Here is an 18,662-nt window from a genome sequence, read left to right on the forward strand (position 1 = left end):
TAGTGAGAAAAATTATTGTTGGGTCACGTAAAAGTAAGCTTGCATTAACGCAAACAAATTGGTTTATTAACGAATTACGTGCTTCAGGGGCACCATTTGAGTTTGAAGTGAAGGAAATCGTAACGAAAGGTGACCGCATTTTAGATGTTCAGCTTTCGAAAGTTGGAGGAAAGGGCTTGTTTGTAAAGGAAATTGAACAAGCGCTTTATGATAAAGAAATCGATTTTGCGGTCCATTCGATGAAGGATATGCCAGCAGTGTTACCTGAGGGCTTAGTCATTGGCTGTATTCCTGCGCGCGAAGACGCACGTGATGCTTTCATCTCGAAAGGGCATGTCAAATTTGCTGATTTACCACAGGGAGCTATCGTTGGAACGAGCTCGCTACGCCGCAGTGCACAGCTTTTACAAGTAAGACCAGACCTTGAAATTAAATGGATTCGTGGCAATGTCGATACGCGTTTAGCAAAGCTTGAAACAGAGGAATATGATGCCATTATTTTAGCAGCAGCAGGTTTAAAACGCCTTGGCTGGAGCGATGATGTAGTAACGGAGTATTTACCTGTAGATATTTGCTTACCAGCCATTGCACAAGGCTCGCTTGGCATCGAATGTCGTGCGGATGATACGGAGCTACTTGCGGCACTGGCAAAGCTGACAGACGCAGCAACTTGGCACACTGCTCATGCAGAGCGTACATTCCTTGCTGAAATGGATGGTGGCTGTCAAGTACCAATCGCTGGTTATGCGACTGTTGAAGGTGAGAATATCACTTTGACTGGTTTCGTCGCAGCTCCTGATGCTTCTGTTACATATCAGGAAACAATAACAGGAACAGATGCGGTGGCAGTAGGGAAAGAAGTGGCTGCATTATTAACGAAGCAAGGAGCATTCGAGCTAATCCAACGTGTGAAGGCTGAGCAAGATGCAAAGTAATGCACCGCTTGCAGGGAAAACAATTTATGTAACTGGAACACAAAAAGTCCAAACAATTACGGAGCTTGTAGAACGCCATGGAGGGGAAATTAAGTATTTTCCACTCTTAGCTGTACAGGAGTATATAACACCTGAGGATGCTGGATGGCTGCAAAAATTAGCGCTATACGATTGGTTAATTTTCACGAGCCAAAATGCAGTGACTAGCTTTATCCAAAAACTTGAACGTAACCCTATAGACGTTTCATGCCGTATAGCCGCGGTAGGGGTAAAAACAAAGGCGGAGCTTGAGCAACATGGTTTTGCCGTCGATTTTGTGCCGACAATATTTAGTGCAGATGTGTTTGTACAAGAATTTCCACAAATCGCTGAAAATAATCGCTGCCTCTTTTTAAGGGGAAGTTTAGCGAAAAATACGATTCGTGATGCGCTGCAATGCGATGAATGGACGGTTTATGAAACTGTTCCGCTCACTACATATGTTCAAGCGCTTGAAGAAAGCTTGTTGCAGGCAGAGGAGCCGATTGTTGTTTTTGCGAGTCCTTCTGCTGTGCAAGTATATGCGCAGAATGTCGTACCCGTAGTTGATTGGCATCATGTCACAGTGGCTTCCATTGGTCATGTAACGACAGCGGCATTAAAAGAGCATGGAGCACAGGTTGCGATACAGCCCCGAAGCTATACGATGCAAGCAGTAATAGAGCAGTTAATAGGAGGATATGAAAAGTGACACAATACCATTTCCAAAGACATCGTCGTTTACGCCAAAATGCAGGAATGCGTGCAATGGTGAAGGAAACATATTTGCATAAGGAAGATTTAATTTATCCTATCTTCGTAGCAGAGGGACAAAATATTAAAAATGAAGTGACATCAATGCCGGGTGTTTTCCAATTATCTTTAGACAATCTAGGAGCAGAGTTAGATGAAGTAGTGAAACTGGGAATCCCAGCGGTTATTTTATTCGGTTTACCTGCCGAAAAAGATGCAGTTGGAACAGGTGCATACCATAATCATGGCATCATTCAACAGGCGACTCGCTTTTCGAAGGAGCGCCATCCAGAGCTAATTGTTATAGCGGATACTTGTTTATGTGAATATACAGACCACGGTCATTGTGGTGTTGTAGAGGGTGACCAAATTTTAAATGACCCTTCATTAAATTTATTAGCACAAACAGCGATTTCACAAGCGCAGGCAGGAGCGGACATTATTGCCCCATCGAATATGATGGATGGATTTGTCGCAGCAATACGCGCGGGCTTAGATGAAGCAGGCTTTGCCCATATTCCAATTATGTCTTATGCGGTGAAATATGCATCGGGTTATTACGGTCCTTTCCGTGAGGCGGCTGACGGTGCACCAAAATTTGGTGACCGTAAAACATACCAAATGGACCCGTCTAATCGCTTAGAGGCAATACGCGAGGCATCTTCAGATGTGGAAGAGGGCGCAGACTTCTTAATTGTCAAACCAGCTCTTGCTTATATGGACATTATTCGAGATGTTAAAAATAACTTCGTATTACCAGTGGTTGCGTATAACGTATCGGGGGAATATGCGATGGTGAAGGCGGCAGCAATTAATGGCTGGATTGATGAGCGAGCGGTTGTAATGGAGACATTACTTGGCATGAAGCGAGCGGGAGCGGATTTAATTATTACGTATCATGCGAAAGATGTAGCACAATGGTTGGAGGAGAAATAATATGCGTTCATATGAAAAATCAAAGCAAGCATTTAATGAAGCGATTAATTTAATGCCAGGCGGTGTAAATAGCCCCGTTCGTGCGTTTAAATCAGTAAATATGAGCCCGATTTTTATGGAATCAGGTCATGGTGCGATAATTCGTGATATTGATGGCAATGAATATATCGATTATGTTTTATCATGGGGACCATTAATTTTAGGTCATACTCATCCTGAGGTTGTCGCAGCAATTAGCGAGCAGGCTACAAAAGGTGCTTCATTCGGTGCACCAACATTATCTGAAAATAAATTAGCTGAACTTGTGATGGAGCGTTTGCCAGCAATTGAGATGATTCGTTTCGTTTCATCAGGCACAGAGGCGACGATGTCAGCGCTACGTTTGGCGCGTGGCTATACAGGGCGCGATAAAATTTTAAAATTTGAAGGCTCTTACCATGGACATGGTGATTCTTTATTAATTAAGGCAGGCTCTGGTGTTGCAACATTAGGCTTACCTGATAGTCCTGGTGTACCAGCAGATATTGCTAAAAATACATTAACAGTAGCATACAACGATTTAGAGTCAGCAAAATTAGTTTTTGAAAAATACGGCAATGATTTAGCAGCAGTTATTTTAGAGCCTGTTGCTGGCAATATGGGTGTTGTACCACCACAACCAGGCTTTTTAGAAGGCTTGCGCGAGCTAACGACAGCATATGGGGCATTATTAATTTTTGATGAAGTAATGACGGGCTTCCGTGTAGACTACGGCTGTGCACAAAGCTATTATGGCATCACGCCCGATTTAACTTGTTTAGGTAAAGTAATTGGTGGCGGCTTGCCTGTAGGGGCATTCGGTGGGAAGCGTGAAATTATGGAGAAAATTGCGCCAGCAGGTCCAATTTATCAAGCGGGTACATTATCAGGAAACCCGCTAGCTATGACAGCAGGCTATGAAACATTAGTGCGTTTAAATAAAGATTCATACGAATACTTCCGTAAGCTAGGCGACCAATTAGAAGAAGGCTTCCGCGCTGCTGCTACAAAATACAATATTCCGCATACAGTAAATCGTGCTGGTTCAATGATTGGCTTCTTCTTCACAAACGAGGAAGTAATCAATTTTGAAACAGCAAAAACTTCAGATTTAGAATTATTTGCGGAATACTTCAAGCTCATGGCGGAGGAAGGCATTTTCCTACCACCATCGCAATTTGAAGGTATGTTTATCTCAACAGCACACACGGAGGAGCATATTGCGAAAACAGTGGATGCTTTCCATAAAGTATTTGAGAAATTAGCAAAATAAATAAAAACGTCCAAAAGTCGAGTAGTCACCGATTTTTTGGGCGTTTTTTTGCATAAAACTTCGAATGTAGAATTATCTAATATGTAGTATTCCGACAAAAAAATGTCGACTTAGTGGCGGATATCATCGGTTTACAAGGGTATTTTTGGTTGTTATTATAAAATTAACCTAGGGAAATAAGTAATTTGTTACAATATGACCATTAATGTTGGATTAAAATAATCTAACGGATAAAAAAAGAAATGAATATAACAAATACTAAAGGGAGACGAATTTGATTGATGAATGAAGATTTTAAAAGTCGTAGCATTTTATTATGCGATTGACGATAGGAGGAATTTATATGAAAAAGTATTTCTGCATGTTATTTGCAGTATTACTGTTAGCTGCCTGTACAGTAAAGAACGAGTTACAGGCAAATATAGCTGATTTTGAAGATTCTGGATTCAAAAATAATGCAGGTCAAGTGATTGCTTTGACTGATAAGGGGTTGCTAATAAGCGGTCAACGAAGTACGAGTGATGGCAGAAAAAACAGCGATATTGATATGTTTTTAGCAAATCTTCAGATAGCAGAAGGCGAGATGTTTAGTGAGATTTACGAGGATACCGAAATTTCTACTGAAGGCTCAAAATATACGGTAGTTATTGATAAAAACATCCAATTTGAATTCGAAAAAATCGGGGATCGAATAATTAAAGATACTCAAGGTGTAGAATACTATACACAGGAGTATACGGGGGAATAAAACATGATTTAATGGAGATTATTTAGAATGATGAAAAATTGCACTCAATAGCCTTATAAAAATAAGGAAAGTAGATGGAGTACAACCAATTCTTTCGCGCGAATTATTCATCGATAAATCACGTTCTGCTCGATTAATATTAAATGGAACACGGAAATCACAGAACATTATCTCGGCGCCTGTAAAAAATCCTCAAAATTAGATAGTCCAAGACGATTCATTTTTCCCTCCATGAAAACATACAGTTAATGATAGAGGAGGGAGAGCGATGAAAACAATTACTTGGGATATGGCAGAGCAATTCACATTTCCAGTCGGGCTTGGTGCTGTTGAAGATGTTGTGACAGCGCGTGTTACACCACAGTGGGAGCAAAGTGATGATGGACAATCGATTCGGCTAACAGGTATTTATCATGTGACAGCCTCTGTTGCTTTTAATCCAGCACAAACTGTTTCACAAGTACATGGAACATATATCGAACATATAGATATCGAACAATCAACAGGTTATTTTGAATATGCCTTGCCGCTCGAAGTTGACTTGCCAGCAGATAAAGTAACGGGACCTGTTGAACTAAAGGTGCAAGATTTGAAAGCCGTCCATGATCAAGCAAGTTGCCAGCTTGTTTGGCAAGTTACATGTAATTTTACGGAGCAAAATGAGACGACTGTACAAGTAGCAATGCAAGAGGCTGCCCCACAAATTGAAGACACTCCGCAACCTGTAGTGGCATCGGTAACTAGTGCGCAAGAGGAAGTGGCGGCGCATGAGATACAAGTGGAGGAAACGGCTATACCCGTTTATAAAGAAACGGAAAATTCGTTGGATACTCAACTAGAAGCTACTGCCGAGCCTGAGTTAGAGCTGCATCTTGACTCTACTAGTCATCTATTTATAGCGCACGATGATGAGCTCGGACAGCAGCCCGTAGCCCAGCAAACGGAGAATTCAGCATTACATGATGATTTTTTTGCGGAGCTAACCGAAACTTACAGTGTGCTGTCTGTCCAAAAAGATTAAGGTATTTTATCTATTCATTTTAAAATACGCTACAAACGGTCAATGCTTTACCCCGCATTAACGGGCAGTAAGCCTCCCGCTTTAAGACTTAAGTGAAATTGGCTTAGGGATAAGCGGGGGATCAACTGCCCGTAAAAGCCCGATTGGTTCAACTAACAATCAGCGGGGAAAAGCACCCACTGATTGAAGTTTCACTTAATTAAAACACAAACGAAGCGTCCAAAAAGCAGTGCTATGAACGCTTTTTGGACGTTAGATTCAAATAATATCAGTCAATAATAAGTAGGCAAGCAGCCCTAAGACGAGAAGTAAGATTAAATCGCCTGTTGTCGGAACAATAAAAACGCGCACACCTTGAAAGACGACGATTGGCAAAATAATCGTTCTGCAATAAAAACGTGTTTTGCGCAGCCACGGAGGCAATAAATAAGGATTGTAGTTTTTCCTACGCATATAATCACCCTTTCACTTTATATTTGTCGTTCTTTACCCCGCATTAACGGGCAGTAAGACACCCACTTCAAGACTTGAGTGAAAATTGACTAAAGGATAAGCGGGAAATCAACTGCCCGTAAAAGCCCGATTGGTTCAACTAACAATCAGTGGGGAAAAGCCTCCACTGATTGGAGTTTCACTTTACCCCGCATTAACGGGCAGTAAGACACCTACTTCAAGACTTGAGTGAAAATTGACTAAAGGATAAGCGGGAGATCAACTGCCCGTAAAAGCCCGATTGGTTCAACTAATAATCAGTGGAGAAAAGCATCCACTGATTGGAGTTTCACTTTACCCCGCATTAACGGGCAGTAAGACACCTGCTTCAAGACTTGAGTGAAAATTGACTAAAGGATAAGCGGGAGATTAACTGCCCGTAAAAGCCCGATTGGTTCAACTAACAATCAGTGGAGAAAAGCATCCACTGATTGAAGTTTCACTTTACCCCGCATTAACGGGCAGTAAGACACCTGCTTCAAGACTTGAGTGAAAATTGACTAAAGGATAAGCGGGAAATCAACTGCCCGTAAAAGCCCGATTGGTTCAACTAACAATCAGTGGAGAAAAGCATCCACTGATTGAAGTTTCACTTTATATTGCTGTCGATATGCTTTTCGTACTGAAGAAATTGTTGCTTGAAATTTCACTTTAAATTATATACAATATGTTCAAGTTAAATATTTGATGCAATGAATAGGAAGAGTAAAATGACAGCGTTTGTTTAGAGAGGGAGCGGTAGCTGAGAAGCTCCTACAATACCATCATTTGAATGTAGCCTAGGAGCAGTTTTTGTGAACGTATTTTCTCTTAATTCAAAATTAGGAGCATGAGCAATACCTTAGCAAAAGCCGGTTAAACACCGTTATCTGAATTGAGAGCCAATCGTTTTTTGATTGGAATTAAAGGTGGTACCGCGAACAAAATACATGCACTCCTTCGTCCTTTTACAGACGAAAGGAGTGTTTTTTATTTTGATTTAGCAAAACTCATGCAGGTGGACGAACATTTGCTAAATCAAAATCCCAAAGTGTCATTGATTTTCATTATTAGGAGGAATGCAGCATGACTGAACAGTTAACGATGTCAACAAAGTATGAGCCAAATGCGATTGAAGCAGGTCGCTATGAATGGTGGCTCAAAGGAAAATTTTTCGAGGCCCAGCCAGAAAGTGGGAAAGAGCCTTACTCCATTGTTATTCCACCACCGAACGTAACAGGAAAACTGCATTTAGGGCATGCATGGGATACGACTTTACAAGATATTGTTATTCGTATGAAGCGCATGCAGGGCTATGATGCACTTTGGTTGCCGGGTATGGACCATGCTGGAATTGCGACACAAGCAAAGGTAGAGCAAAAATTACGTGAACAAGGCGTGACACGCTATGACTTAGGGCGTGAAAAATTCCTAGAAAAAACTTGGGAATGGAAAGAAGAGTATGCAGGTCATATTCGTGAGCAATGGGCTAAATTAGGTTTAGCACTAGATTATTCACGTGAGCGCTTCACATTAGATGAAGGTTTGTCTGATGCTGTAAAGGAAGTATTCGTTCAATTATATGATAAAGGCTTAATTTATCGTGGTGAGCGCATTATTAACTGGGACCCAGCGGCAAAAACAGCGATATCGGATATTGAAGTAATCTATAAAGATGTGCAAGGCGCATTTTACCATATGAAATATCCGTTAGCGGACGGTTCAGGGCATGTAGAAGTTGCGACAACTCGACCAGAAACGATGCTGGGTGACTCAGGTGTAGCAGTGCATCCAGATGATGAGCGCTACAAGCATTTAATTGGCAAAACAGTTATTTTACCAATTGTAGGACGTGAAATACCAATCGTAGCAGATGATTACGTAGATAAAGATTTTGGAACAGGCGTTGTAAAAATGACACCTGCGCATGATCCGAATGATTTTGAAGTAGGAAATCGCCATAATCTAGAGCGTATTTTAGTAATGCATGAAGACGGTACAATGAATGAGCTAGCTGGGAAATACCAAGGTATGGACCGTTTTGAATGCCGAAAACAAATTGTAGCTGATTTACAGGATGCTGGCGTTCTCTTCAAAATTGAAGAGCATATGCACTCTGTAGGCCACTCTGAACGTTCAGGTGCAGTTGTAGAGCCTTATTTATCTGCACAATGGTTTGTTAAAATGCAGCCGCTTGCTGATGCATCATTAGAGCTACAAAAAGATGAGGCAGGAAAAGTAAATTTTGTGCCAGCACGCTTTGAAAATACGTATTCACGTTGGATGGAAAATATTCGTGACTGGTGTATTTCTCGCCAATTGTGGTGGGGTCACCAAATTCCAGCATGGTATCATAACGAAACAGGCGAAATTTATGTTGGGAAAGAAGCACCAGCAGATAGTGAAAATTGGACACAGGATGAAGATGTATTAGATACTTGGTTCTCATCTGCTTTATGGCCATTTTCAACAATGGGCTGGCCAGATACGACTAATGAAGAATTTAAACGTTATTACCCAACAGGAACACTCGTAACGGGCTATGATATTATTTTCTTCTGGGTTTCCCGCATGATTTTCCAAGGTCTTGAATTTACAGGTGAGCGTCCGTTCAAAGATGTACTCATTCATGGTCTAGTACGTGATGAAGAAGGGCGAAAAATGTCAAAATCACTTGGCAACGGGGTTGACCCGATGGATGTGATTGACAAGTACGGTGCAGATTCCTTGCGTTATTTCTTAGCAACAGGGTCATCACCGGGGCAAGATTTGCGTTATTCAACAGAAAAAGTAGAGGCAACTTGGAATTTTGCTAATAAAATTTGGAATGCTTCCCGCTTTGCATTAATGAATATGGAAGGCTTAACATATGATGAAATTGACTTAACTGGCAATTTATCAGTGGCGGATAAATGGATTTTATCTCGCTTAAATAACACAATTGAACATGTAACGACATTATCAAATAAGTATGAATTTGGTGAAGTAGGTCGCGAATTGTACAATTTTATTTGGGATGATTTCTGTTCTTGGTATATTGAAATGGCGAAGTTACCACTTTACGGAGAGGATGAGGCAGCGAAAAAGACAACTCGCTCCGTATTAGCGCATGTATTAGACCAAACTATGCGTCTATTACATCCTTTCATGCCATTTATTACTGAAGAGATTTGGCAGCATCTACCACATGAAGGTGATTCGATTACAGTAGCAGCATGGCCAACTGTTAACAAAGCATTTAACTTCGAGCAAGATGAGCAAAGCATGAAGCTGCTCATGGATATTATACGTTCGGTACGTAATATCCGTGCTGAGGTAAATACACCAATGAGTAAGAAAGTAGCACTTTATGTATCAGCGAAAGATACTGCAACAGCAGAGGTGCTTGAAGCGAATAAAGCATATATTGAAAAATTCTGTAACCCAGAGCCACTTGTTATTGGTCAAAATGTGGAAATACCGGCGCAAACAATGTCCGCTGTAGTGACAGGGGCAGAAGTATTTTTACCGCTAGCTGGTTTAATCAATGTAGAAGAAGAAATTGCACGCTTAGAGAAAGAGCTAGAGAAATGGTCGAAAGAAGTGAAGCTTGTGACTGGTAAGCTATCGAACGAGAAATTTGTATCGAAGGCTCCAGAAGCACTTGTGCAAGCGGAGCGTGAAAAATTAGCAGACTACGAAGAAAAGCATGCAACAGTTGAAAAGCGTTTAGCAGAACTGAAAAATATGTAAAATGAATGGGCGACTAGTTAGTATTGGTCGCCCTTTTTCTAGAAATATGGAATAAATTTGATAGATGGAGTGTAGGCGATGTTTCAAACGATGCAGCAATGTACGGATTTTATTTTTCAATTAAAGGCAAGCAGCTATAAAGGGGCACCGCTAGAATCAGCACAAAAGATTTTGTCAGCACTCGGGCATCCAGAGCACAAAACGAAGTTTGTTCATTTTGCAGGCTCGAATGGCAAAGGCTCTACATTAAATGCCACGAGGGAAATTTTAATGGCGCATGGACTCAAAGTAGGCGCTTTTACTTCGCCACATTTAGAGCGTGCAAACGAGCGCATTACAATTAACCAGCAGGAAATTTCGGATAAGCAGTTTTTACACTATGCGAATGCAGTCGTGCAAGCAGTCCAAGACCATCTAAATGGGCAATTCCCGAGTTTTTTTGAAATTGTGACATTGATTGCCTTGCAGCATTTTGCACATGAAAAAATAGATATTGCACTGCTTGAAACAGGAATTGGTGGCCGACTGGATGCAACAAATGTGATTACACCTGAAGTAAGTGTGATTACGACAATCTCACTGGAACATACAGATATGTTAGGGGATACATATGCGCTCATTGCAGCGGAAAAGGCTGGTATTATAAAAAAGGGCAAGCCCGTTGTTGTAGGCGTAGAAAATCAAGAGGCGCTAAAAGTGATTCGACAAACAGCATTGCAACAGGGAGCGCCACTGTATCTTTTGCATGAGGCTTTTCATATTGAGCGTTTACAAAATGGAATCTTCCATTATAAAGAAGATAGTGTCATCACACATATTCAGCCTGCGATGGAGGGGGCACATCAGCAAAATAATGCAGCACTTGCCATAAAGGCGAGTCAGCTTATACTAGGTCATTTGCAAGAGGACACTGTGCGCACAGCATTACAGCGTGCTAAATGGCAAGGGCGTTTTGAACGATTTGGGCAGCAGTTAATTTTAGATGGAGCGCATAATTCAGAGGGCACTGCTGCATTAATTCAAACATTACAGCAAGTGGAGCCAACAAAAAAATATCATTTCCTATATGCCGCATTGCAGGATAAAGACCACAGTGTTAGTATCCAGATGATGGAACGAATTGCAACGGCTCTTTATTTCACAACCATTCCGATGCCACGCGCAGCTTCAGCTCAAGTGCTAGCTGACCAAAGTGAGCATTTCAATAAGCAAGTTGTGGAAGATTGGGCGCATTTTTTAACCGAGAAGCTACCGCAGTTGGCACAGGATGAAGTACTAATTGTGACAGGCTCCTTGTATTTCATAGGTGAGGTGCGAACTTTTTTGAAGGAGCGAGGTATGCGATGATTCCAAAACTCGATGATTATAAAAGACGCTGGCAATTGCCGAGTGATGATGTAATTAAGCCAGGGCTTACGCGTATATTGCAAGCATTACAGCAGCTTGGACAGCCTGAGCAGTCACTACAAGTGGTACATTTTGCTGGAACAAATGGCAAAGGCTCAACATTAACATTTGTTGAGCACATTGCACGGGCTTATGGTTTGACAGTTGGTAAATTTATGTCGCCATGCATTGTTGATGTACATGATCAAATTTCAATAGATGGGCAGCCAATTTCTCGCAGGCAAATGGATGCGGTGTTTCAGCAAATGGCTGAGGCGAAGCTACATCATTTATTAACTGACTTTGAGCTTTTAACATGTGCGGCCTTGCTGCATTTTCAAAACGAACAAGTAGATTTAGTATTACTTGAAGCTGGCATGGGGGGGAGAGAGGATAGCACGAATGTTGCTATACCTATCGTCTCAGTAATTCCGAGCATCGCACTAGAGCATACGAATTTTTTAGGAACGACTCTTGAGCAAATTGCAGGACATAAAGCGGGCATTATAAAGCAAAATAAGCCTACTGTAATTGGTCGTTTGCCAAAGGAGGCTTATGAAGTTGTAAAAGCCGAGGCAAAGCAGCAAAATTCGTCACTTTCTATTCTTGGTGAAGAGTTTGAAGTAGATGGAACAACTTATCGACATTTAGTACGTCAAATCGAAATCAATCATCTAGAGCGAAGACTGCTTGGCATGCATCAAGGAGAGAATATGGCAGTTGCGATTACGGCCTTTTTAGAAGTAGCTTCCGCACTGTCGTTAAAGTTAGATACGGCTGCCATCCAACAGGGAGTATACAATGCACAAGTGGCAGGACGTTTTGAGCTAGTTTCAGAAAATGTCTATTTTGATGGTGCTCATAACCCCGCAAGCATTGCAGCGCTTGTACAGACAATTCAGCAGCAGTTTCCAAATGAACAAGTGGAAATTATTATTGGCATGTTAGCAGATAAAGACGTTGTTAAGGCAATACAGTTATTAGAGCCTATTGCAAGTAAATTTATTTTTGTTGATTTTATGAACCTACGTGCAATGAAAGCACAGCATATGTTAGAAATACCATCAACTGTTGGTGGTACTATAATGACACTGGAGGAAGTCGCTCATTATTTAAAGCGTGGTCATTCGACAAAAATCGTGACGGGCTCCTTATATTTATTAAGCGAACTAAGAGAGGTTTGCTCATTATAAAATTTGTAGAAAAATAGGGAAAACTTTTTTGGCGAGACTGACAAAAGTCTCGTCTTTTTTCATGGCAAATTTGCTACGGTACTAATAAGGTGGTGAAAAGCATGCGAAAAAACGAATGGATTCGAGCTGCGTTATTAGGTATCGCTTCAGGGCTTATTGGAGTTGCTCTCTTTGTAATGATATTAAATTTTGTGAGTAGTGAAAAGGTAAATGAGGAGAAGGAAGACGTTTTACCTGTGCAGCAGGAAGTTGTTGAAGAGGTAAATGCTTCTTTTTATGCGAGCCAACATGGCCTTTTTTCAAGCAAGGAAGGCGCGGAGCAGTTTATTGCGGCAAATCCCCTTTTGAATAAAGCGGCAATTATTGAAATGGACAATCAGTTTTTCATTTGGTCAGCATTATCAACAAATAAAGAAGTTGCGACACTGGCGCCATCTGCCTTCTTTAAGCAATTGTCAATTGTTGCTGCGTGTAGCGAGCCAACAATGCAAAGATTACCTGAAATTCTAATGGATGAAAAGTATCTAAAAAATTATTTTGGACAAGAGCAAAAAGAGGGAGAGGTTCCGGCTGACTGGGGGGAGATACTCGCAGCAGTAACAAGCCTTTCCAATGATATAAATGTGATGCGTTTACATATTTTTACGCATTATTATGGTGAAAATGATTGCTTGAAAATTGAATTTTGAGCAGTCAATTGAGTAGCAAATATTAAATTTGGACATTTGCTGTAATTGTTCAAAAATACTTTTCTCCGCTATGATAGAAAAAGTAGGAGGAGATTGAAATGAATATTATAACACAAACAAAATTTGTACTTGCTTCAGCATCGCCAAGACGTAAGGAGCTACTAGCACAGCTTCACATTCCGTTTGAGGTAATTACGAGCAATGTAGAGGAAACGAGCGTGCAAGCACAATCAGTTGAGCAGTATGTACAGGAGGTCGCTCGTTTAAAAACACGTGATGTCGCGGCGAAGTGTCATGGGAAAACGGTTATTGGTGCTGATACAATCGTTGTTTTTCAAAATCGTTTACTACATAAGCCAAAAAGCCGCGCTGAAGCTGTCCAGCATTTGCAAGCACTATCAAATAATCACCATCGTGTATTAACGGCTGTAGTAATTATTCAACCAGATGGAGAAGAAACGGTTTTCGTTGAAGAAACAATCGTAATTTTTAAAAAGCTGTCAGCTAAGCTAATTGAAGCATATGTTGATTCTGGTGACCCGTTTGATAAGGCGGGAGGCTATGGTATTCAAACACATGGTGCTCTTTTTGTCGAGCGAATTGAAGGAGATTATAATAACGTAGTAGGATTCCCGCTAGCTTCAGTATTTGAGCAACTCATTCATCTACGCCTACTAACAATTTAATGGGAAGGTTGTGAAGCCGTATCATGACAATGTTTCAAGCATTGAAAATACGTGATGTTCATGAAGCAGATCGTCCAAGAGAACGCTTAATACGCCAAGGTGCGCAAAGTTTATCCAATCAAGAATTACTAGCTATTTTGTTGCGCACAGGTACAAAAGAAGCATCAGTACTCGCCCTCGCTAATCGAGTACTGATGGATTTTGAAAAGCTCCACGCATTAAAGCATGCTACATTTGAAGAAATAACCTCGATTAAAGGAATTGGTGAAGCTAAAGCTGTCCAGCTTCTCGCAGCTATTGAGCTTGGTAGAAGGCTCGCGCAAAAAGAAATTGACTCCCGTTACACGATACGTTCCCCTGAAGATGCAGCCGCATATTTAATGCCTGAAATGGAATCTTTAACTCAAGAAAATTTCGTCGCCCTCTTTTTAAACACTAAAAACCAAATTATCCATAAGCAAACGATTTTTATTGGCTCGCTTAATGCTAGCATAGTTCACCCGAGAGAGCTGTTTCGTGAAGCAATAAAGCGCTCTGCGGCTTCCATAATTTGTGCGCATAACCATCCGTCAGGTGTGCGCCTGCAAGGTGCGTAAATTTAGTGATTTCGAATGAAATCTAGAACTTCTTACAATGTTCTATGGTCAGCATCTTACCTTGAGAGGAAACTCATAGAGGGAACATAGCATGATGTGAAAAGGAGAAAAGACGACAAAGCTATCAGCGTCGAGTCAGTTCTTCAGACCAAGTGATGTATGGTAAAAGCTATACTGCCTGAATCCTAGACGAATGAGCGATGGGTGCGCCATTACTTACGATAGCTAACAAGTAATGAGGATAAAATGGGAGACGTATTGCCTGAACGTCTGTTGGAAATTTCCGCTTTCCTGTCCATAGTAAGATTTATCCTTCAATCTTCCACTAGAAGAAACCGTCGAAAGGGATACCTAACCATCACGTTTCTAAATTTATGTCATAATGCAGGGATTATCTAAGTGCGAGTGCCTAAAATGGCTATTAGACAAAGGTCTATGAAAATCACATATGATAACGGAGTTTTTATAGTACCCAACGTTTGCTTGTAATGAGTTTAGCATGGGGAAGAAAAACAGGTTGATGTTAACGTTAACGAGAAAGGAGTCATGAATATGGCAACGAATCCATTTCGGCAGTTAGACGTTATAAGGAATGTTTCTTTACATGGTCGCAAGGTAACGGATTGTTATCGTTTAATGTATAACAAAGAGTTGTGGATTAAGGCTTATGCTAAATTATATCCGAACGCAGGGAATCTTACGAAGGGAACTACCGAAGAAACAATTGATGGATTTAGCTTACAAAAAATTGATGAAATCATCGAGCAACTGAAGGCTGGTACATTTCGTTTCTCACCTGTAAGAAGAGTCTATATTCCAAAGTCTAATGGTAAGAAACGACCATTAGGAGTGCCGAATTTCAAGGATAAGCTTATTCAAGAAGTGATGAGGATGATTGTGGACAATATTTATGAACCAGTCTTCTCAAGTAACTCACATGGGTTTAGAGGGGGAAGAAGTTGTCACACGGCTCTATCGCAAATCAAAAACACTTGGAAAGGGCTGACTTGGTGCATTGAAGGCGATATCAAAGGTTTCTTTGATAACATCAATCATCAAATCCTCATTAAGTTAATTTCCAAGAAAATTGAGGATAAAAGGTTTCTGCTTCTCATACACAACGCACTCACATGCGGTGTAATGGAAGATTGGCAGTATAACAAAACGTATAGTGGAACGCCACAAGGAGGAATTATTTCTCCGATACTGGCGAACATCTATCTTCATGAGTTTGACTTGTTTATGGAAGAACAAATGAAGAAATTCGATAGCGGAAAACTTCGGGAAAGAAGTAACGAGAGTAAGGATTTGAAATCAAGCATCTACACTATCAGAAAGAAAATCCAAAGGGTGGACGATAAATTCGGTCATAGACTTTGGGAAGGGCGCTCGATGTTGGTTGAACAAATTCGAAACCTAAAGAGGAAAAGCCTGACAGTCCCGTCTGTTGATCCAATGGACGGAAACTATCGAAGAATGAAATATGTACGTTATGCTGACGATTTTGTTATTGGAATTGCAGGCAATAAAGAGCATGCAATGAAGATAAAAGAGATAGCAGGAAGATTTCTTGAAGAGGAATTGGCGCTTGAACTAAGTGAAGAAAAGACACTTGTTACACATCTAGAAAATCCGGTCCCTTTCTTAGGGTATGAATTCCGAACATGGCAAGAAGTGAAAATAAAACGTGTAAAATATAAAAATCACGGACAGCCAATTAAGAAAAGAACTTTATCGGGTGCGATTAAGCTAGAAATCCCTTCGAAGAAAATAAAAGATTTCGCGTTAAAATACAACTATGGAAATTTAGACGATTTCAAGATTACGCATAGAACAAGGCTCATTAACAATTCAGAGCTAGAAATAGTCATGACTTACAATGCGGAACTGCGGGGCATCGCAAACTATTACAAGCTAGCAAATAACTATCATCACTTGGATAGGTTATTCTACTTAGCAGAAAGTAGTTTTATCAAGACGATGGCTAATAAACGACGAAGTACCTCGGCAAAAGTAGCAAATAGTATGAGAAAGCATAAGCAAGGTGTGCTATGTCTTGTACGCTATGATAAAAAGGGCAATGAAATTCTTCATCAATTTGTAAGATTGAAGGATATGCCAAAAGCAAAAGGTGCTATAAAAGCAGATTCAACACAATCCGATATTATCTCCAATGTATACAAATATTCGGGCAGGACAGAGTTTGAAAAACGTTTATTAGCAAACCAATGTGAAGCATGTGGAACGACTGAAGGTCAAATGGAAGTCCATCATATACGGAAATTAAAAGACTTGAAGAAAAAGAAAAACCTTAAGTATTTAGAACGTATTATGATTGAACGAAACCGAAAAACCTTAGTTCTATGCTACGACTGTCACCATAAACACCATGAAAAGCAAATTCCGATTAATCAACTGGAGAGCCGTATACGCTGAAAGGTGTACGTACGGTTCGGAGGGGGGAATTGTGAAACCTATTATGGAAACATAATAAGGCGCATGATTCCTACCCTACAATGCCACGCCAAGTCCAGAGGATATTGATGTTACACAGCGCTTGCAGGAGGCTGGGATAATTATTGGCATTGAGCTACTCGATCATGTAATTATTGGAAATCATCAATATATTAGTATGAAAGAGAAGGGGCTTATGTAGTCACAATAAATTGTCACTGTCCTTGCCGCAGAAAACATGTGCTCCTGCGATTACTCGTCGCAGAAAACATTGTTGATTGAAATTTAGCTTCCAGCAGATGTTAGGGATTTTGAAAGGAATAAATTGTGCAAGCACTATTCAAAGCCTCGATGCAGTTACGTCAAGGTGTAATTGATAAGAAGTCCATTTTATTAAGATAAAATTAAGAAGCGTGGGGAAATTTCGTGGATGAACGAACCTTTCTCACGCTTTTTCGTCATAATTCTGCAATGAAACTGTAAAAATAGTGGGCGATTTTTCATTTGTTTCATGTCAGTAGAAAGAATACAATAGAAAAGTGGGTAAAAGAAATCGTTATTTATCGGATTTTGCAATATATCACACTATAATTTTTAGCTTTTATCCGCTATAATTAAGCGTATCGTTTAGATAGGCAACATGCTGTAAATAATATTGCTATATATTAAGCAGCTTATTTACAAAAAATAAAAAACACGGTTTATTAAGAAAGGAAGTACAGACATTGTTTGGAATTGGAAATAAGGATGTCGGGATTGATCTCGGCACAGCAAATACACTAGTTTTTGTTAAAGGAAAAGGAATTGTTTTACGCGAGCCTTCAGTAGTGGCGAAAAATATCAAAACAGGTGATATCGTCGCTGTAGGAAATGACGCGAAAAATATGATTGGACGTACACCAGGCTCAATTGTGGCGATTCGTCCAATGAAAGATGGCGTCATCGCAGATTTTGATATTACAACAGCGATGATTCAATATTATTTGAAGGAAGCTTTAAAAAATTCAGGTTCAAACTGGAAAAAGCCGAATGTAATGATTTGCGTACCATTCGGTATTACGTCAGTAGAGCAGCGTGCAGTAATTGATGCATCGCGCCAAGCAGGGGCGAAGGATGCATTTACAATTGAGGAGCCGTTTGCAGCAGCAATCGGTGCGAATTTGCCAGTATGGGACCCAACTGGTTCGATGGTAGTAGATATCGGTGGTGGTACAACTGAAGTAGCTGTTATTTCACTGGGGGGTGTTGTAACGAGCGAATCTGTTCGTATTGGTGGCGATGCAATGGACCAAGCAATCATTGCTTATATTCGTAAAACATATAATTTAACAATTGGTGAGCGTACAGCAGAAGCAATTAAAATGGAAATTGGTAGTGCGCGTGCAGATGACAATAATGCAATGATGGATATTCGAGGACGCGATCTTGTGACAGGTTTACCAAAAACAATTGAAATTACTGCACAAGAGATTTCAGAGTCTTTACGTGAATCAGTGACAGCAATTATCGATGGGGTGAAGCGCACGTTAGAGCAAACACCGCCCGAGTTATCTGCTGACGTAATGGAGCGAGGTATCGTTTTAACTGGTGGTGGCGCTTTATTACAAAACTTAGATAAAGTTATTAGCTCTGAAACAAATATGCCTGTCTTTATTGCGGAGGATCCATTGGATTGTGTAGCGATTGGAACAGGAAAGGCGTTAGACAATATCGACTTAATTCGCGCACAGCAATTAAAAGGATAAGGTGATGA

14 protein-coding genes, 2 pseudogenes and 1 other annotated feature are annotated in these 18,662 nt (G+C 40.5%); of the genes and pseudogenes, 15 read left to right on the plus strand and 1 reads right to left on the minus strand.

Annotated elements, in window-relative coordinates:
* Positions 1–2 precede the first annotated feature (2 nt).
* The 6 genes from hemC to MHH70_RS00760 all read left to right on the plus strand — a co-directional run bounded on the left by hemC (position 3) and on the right by MHH70_RS00760 (position 5,702).
* The gene (gene hemC, locus MHH70_RS00735; RefSeq protein WP_342472265.1) at positions 3–935 is read left to right on the plus strand and encodes a hydroxymethylbilane synthase; all 933 of its coding nucleotides are present in this window, start codon (positions 3–5) and stop codon (positions 933–935) included.
* Positions 925–1,665: a uroporphyrinogen-III synthase gene (locus tag MHH70_RS00740; RefSeq protein WP_342472266.1), complete on the plus strand. Its 741-nt coding sequence runs from the start codon at positions 925–927 to the stop codon at positions 1,663–1,665. Before hemC ends, MHH70_RS00740 begins: the two co-directional genes overlap by 11 nt.
* The gene (hemB, locus tag MHH70_RS00745) at positions 1,662–2,642 is read left to right on the plus strand and encodes a porphobilinogen synthase (protein ID WP_066162387.1); all 981 of its coding nucleotides are present in this window, start codon (positions 1,662–1,664) and stop codon (positions 2,640–2,642) included. The genes MHH70_RS00740 and hemB overlap by 4 nt, the downstream gene beginning before the upstream one ends.
* 1 nt (position 2,643) lies before the next feature.
* Positions 2,644–3,933 carry a glutamate-1-semialdehyde 2,1-aminomutase gene (gene hemL, locus MHH70_RS00750; protein WP_342472267.1) on the plus strand — a complete coding sequence of 430 codons (1,290 nt, stop codon included), beginning with the start codon at positions 2,644–2,646 and terminating at the stop codon, positions 3,931–3,933.
* Positions 3,934–4,276: 343 nt separating this feature from the next.
* Positions 4,277–4,681: a hypothetical protein gene (locus MHH70_RS00755; RefSeq protein ID WP_342472268.1), complete on the plus strand. Its 405-nt coding sequence runs from the start codon at positions 4,277–4,279 to the stop codon at positions 4,679–4,681.
* Between the two features lie 268 nt (positions 4,682–4,949).
* Positions 4,950–5,702 (plus strand): hypothetical protein, encoded by a 753-nt coding sequence (locus MHH70_RS00760; protein ID WP_342472269.1) that lies wholly within the window; start codon positions 4,950–4,952, stop codon positions 5,700–5,702.
* A 258-nt stretch (positions 5,703–5,960) separates the two neighbouring features.
* Here MHH70_RS00760 and MHH70_RS00765 read toward each other — a convergent pair whose 3' ends face one another.
* Positions 5,961–6,155, minus strand: a complete 195-nt coding sequence (locus tag MHH70_RS00765) for a hypothetical protein (RefSeq protein ID WP_066162397.1) — start codon at positions 6,153–6,155, stop codon at positions 5,961–5,963.
* A 722-nt stretch (positions 6,156–6,877) separates the two neighbouring features.
* Positions 6,878–7,144 (plus strand) — a binding site (T-box leader).
* A gap of 115 nt (positions 7,145–7,259) precedes the next feature.
* Between MHH70_RS00765 and MHH70_RS00770 the strand changes: the two genes are divergently transcribed.
* The 9 genes and pseudogenes from MHH70_RS00770 (at position 7,260) to MHH70_RS00810 (ending at position 18,654) form a co-directional block, all read left to right on the plus strand.
* Positions 7,260–9,905 carry a valine--tRNA ligase gene (locus MHH70_RS00770; protein ID WP_342472270.1) on the plus strand — a complete coding sequence of 882 codons (2,646 nt, stop codon included), beginning with the start codon at positions 7,260–7,262 and terminating at the stop codon, positions 9,903–9,905.
* 78 nt (positions 9,906–9,983) lie between these two features.
* Positions 9,984–11,252 carry a folylpolyglutamate synthase/dihydrofolate synthase family protein gene (locus tag MHH70_RS00775; protein ID WP_342472271.1) on the plus strand — a complete coding sequence of 423 codons (1,269 nt, stop codon included), beginning with the start codon at positions 9,984–9,986 and terminating at the stop codon, positions 11,250–11,252.
* Positions 11,249–12,484, plus strand: coding sequence for a folylpolyglutamate synthase/dihydrofolate synthase family protein (locus MHH70_RS00780; RefSeq protein ID WP_342472272.1), 1,236 nt, complete (start codon positions 11,249–11,251; stop codon positions 12,482–12,484). The genes MHH70_RS00775 and MHH70_RS00780 overlap by 4 nt, the downstream gene beginning before the upstream one ends.
* A 101-nt stretch (positions 12,485–12,585) precedes the next feature.
* A complete protein-coding gene (locus MHH70_RS00785) occupies positions 12,586–13,173 on the plus strand; it encodes a hypothetical protein (protein ID WP_342472273.1) in 588 nt (195 codons plus the stop codon).
* A 98-nt stretch (positions 13,174–13,271) separates the two neighbouring features.
* Positions 13,272–13,859 carry a Maf family protein gene (locus MHH70_RS00790; protein ID WP_342472274.1) on the plus strand — a complete coding sequence of 196 codons (588 nt, stop codon included), beginning with the start codon at positions 13,272–13,274 and terminating at the stop codon, positions 13,857–13,859.
* 23 nt (positions 13,860–13,882) lie between these two features.
* Positions 13,883–14,434: pseudogene (gene radC, locus MHH70_RS00795) on the plus strand (DNA repair protein RadC); the annotation flags it as partial.
* A 573-nt stretch (positions 14,435–15,007) separates the two neighbouring features.
* Positions 15,008–16,891, plus strand: coding sequence for a reverse transcriptase domain-containing protein (locus MHH70_RS00800; RefSeq protein ID WP_342472275.1), 1,884 nt, complete (start codon positions 15,008–15,010; stop codon positions 16,889–16,891).
* Positions 16,892–16,976: 85 nt separating this feature from the next.
* Positions 16,977–17,111: pseudogene (locus MHH70_RS00805) on the plus strand (JAB domain-containing protein); the annotation flags it as partial.
* A 523-nt stretch (positions 17,112–17,634) separates the two neighbouring features.
* Positions 17,635–18,654, plus strand: a complete 1,020-nt coding sequence (locus MHH70_RS00810) for a rod shape-determining protein (RefSeq protein ID WP_066162417.1) — start codon at positions 17,635–17,637, stop codon at positions 18,652–18,654.
* Positions 18,655–18,662 lie beyond the last annotated feature (8 nt).

The sequence above is a fragment of the Metasolibacillus sp. FSL H7-0170 genome, assembly GCF_038593115.1.
Lineage (GTDB): Bacteria > Bacillota > Bacilli > Bacillales_A > Planococcaceae > Metasolibacillus > Metasolibacillus fluoroglycofenilyticus.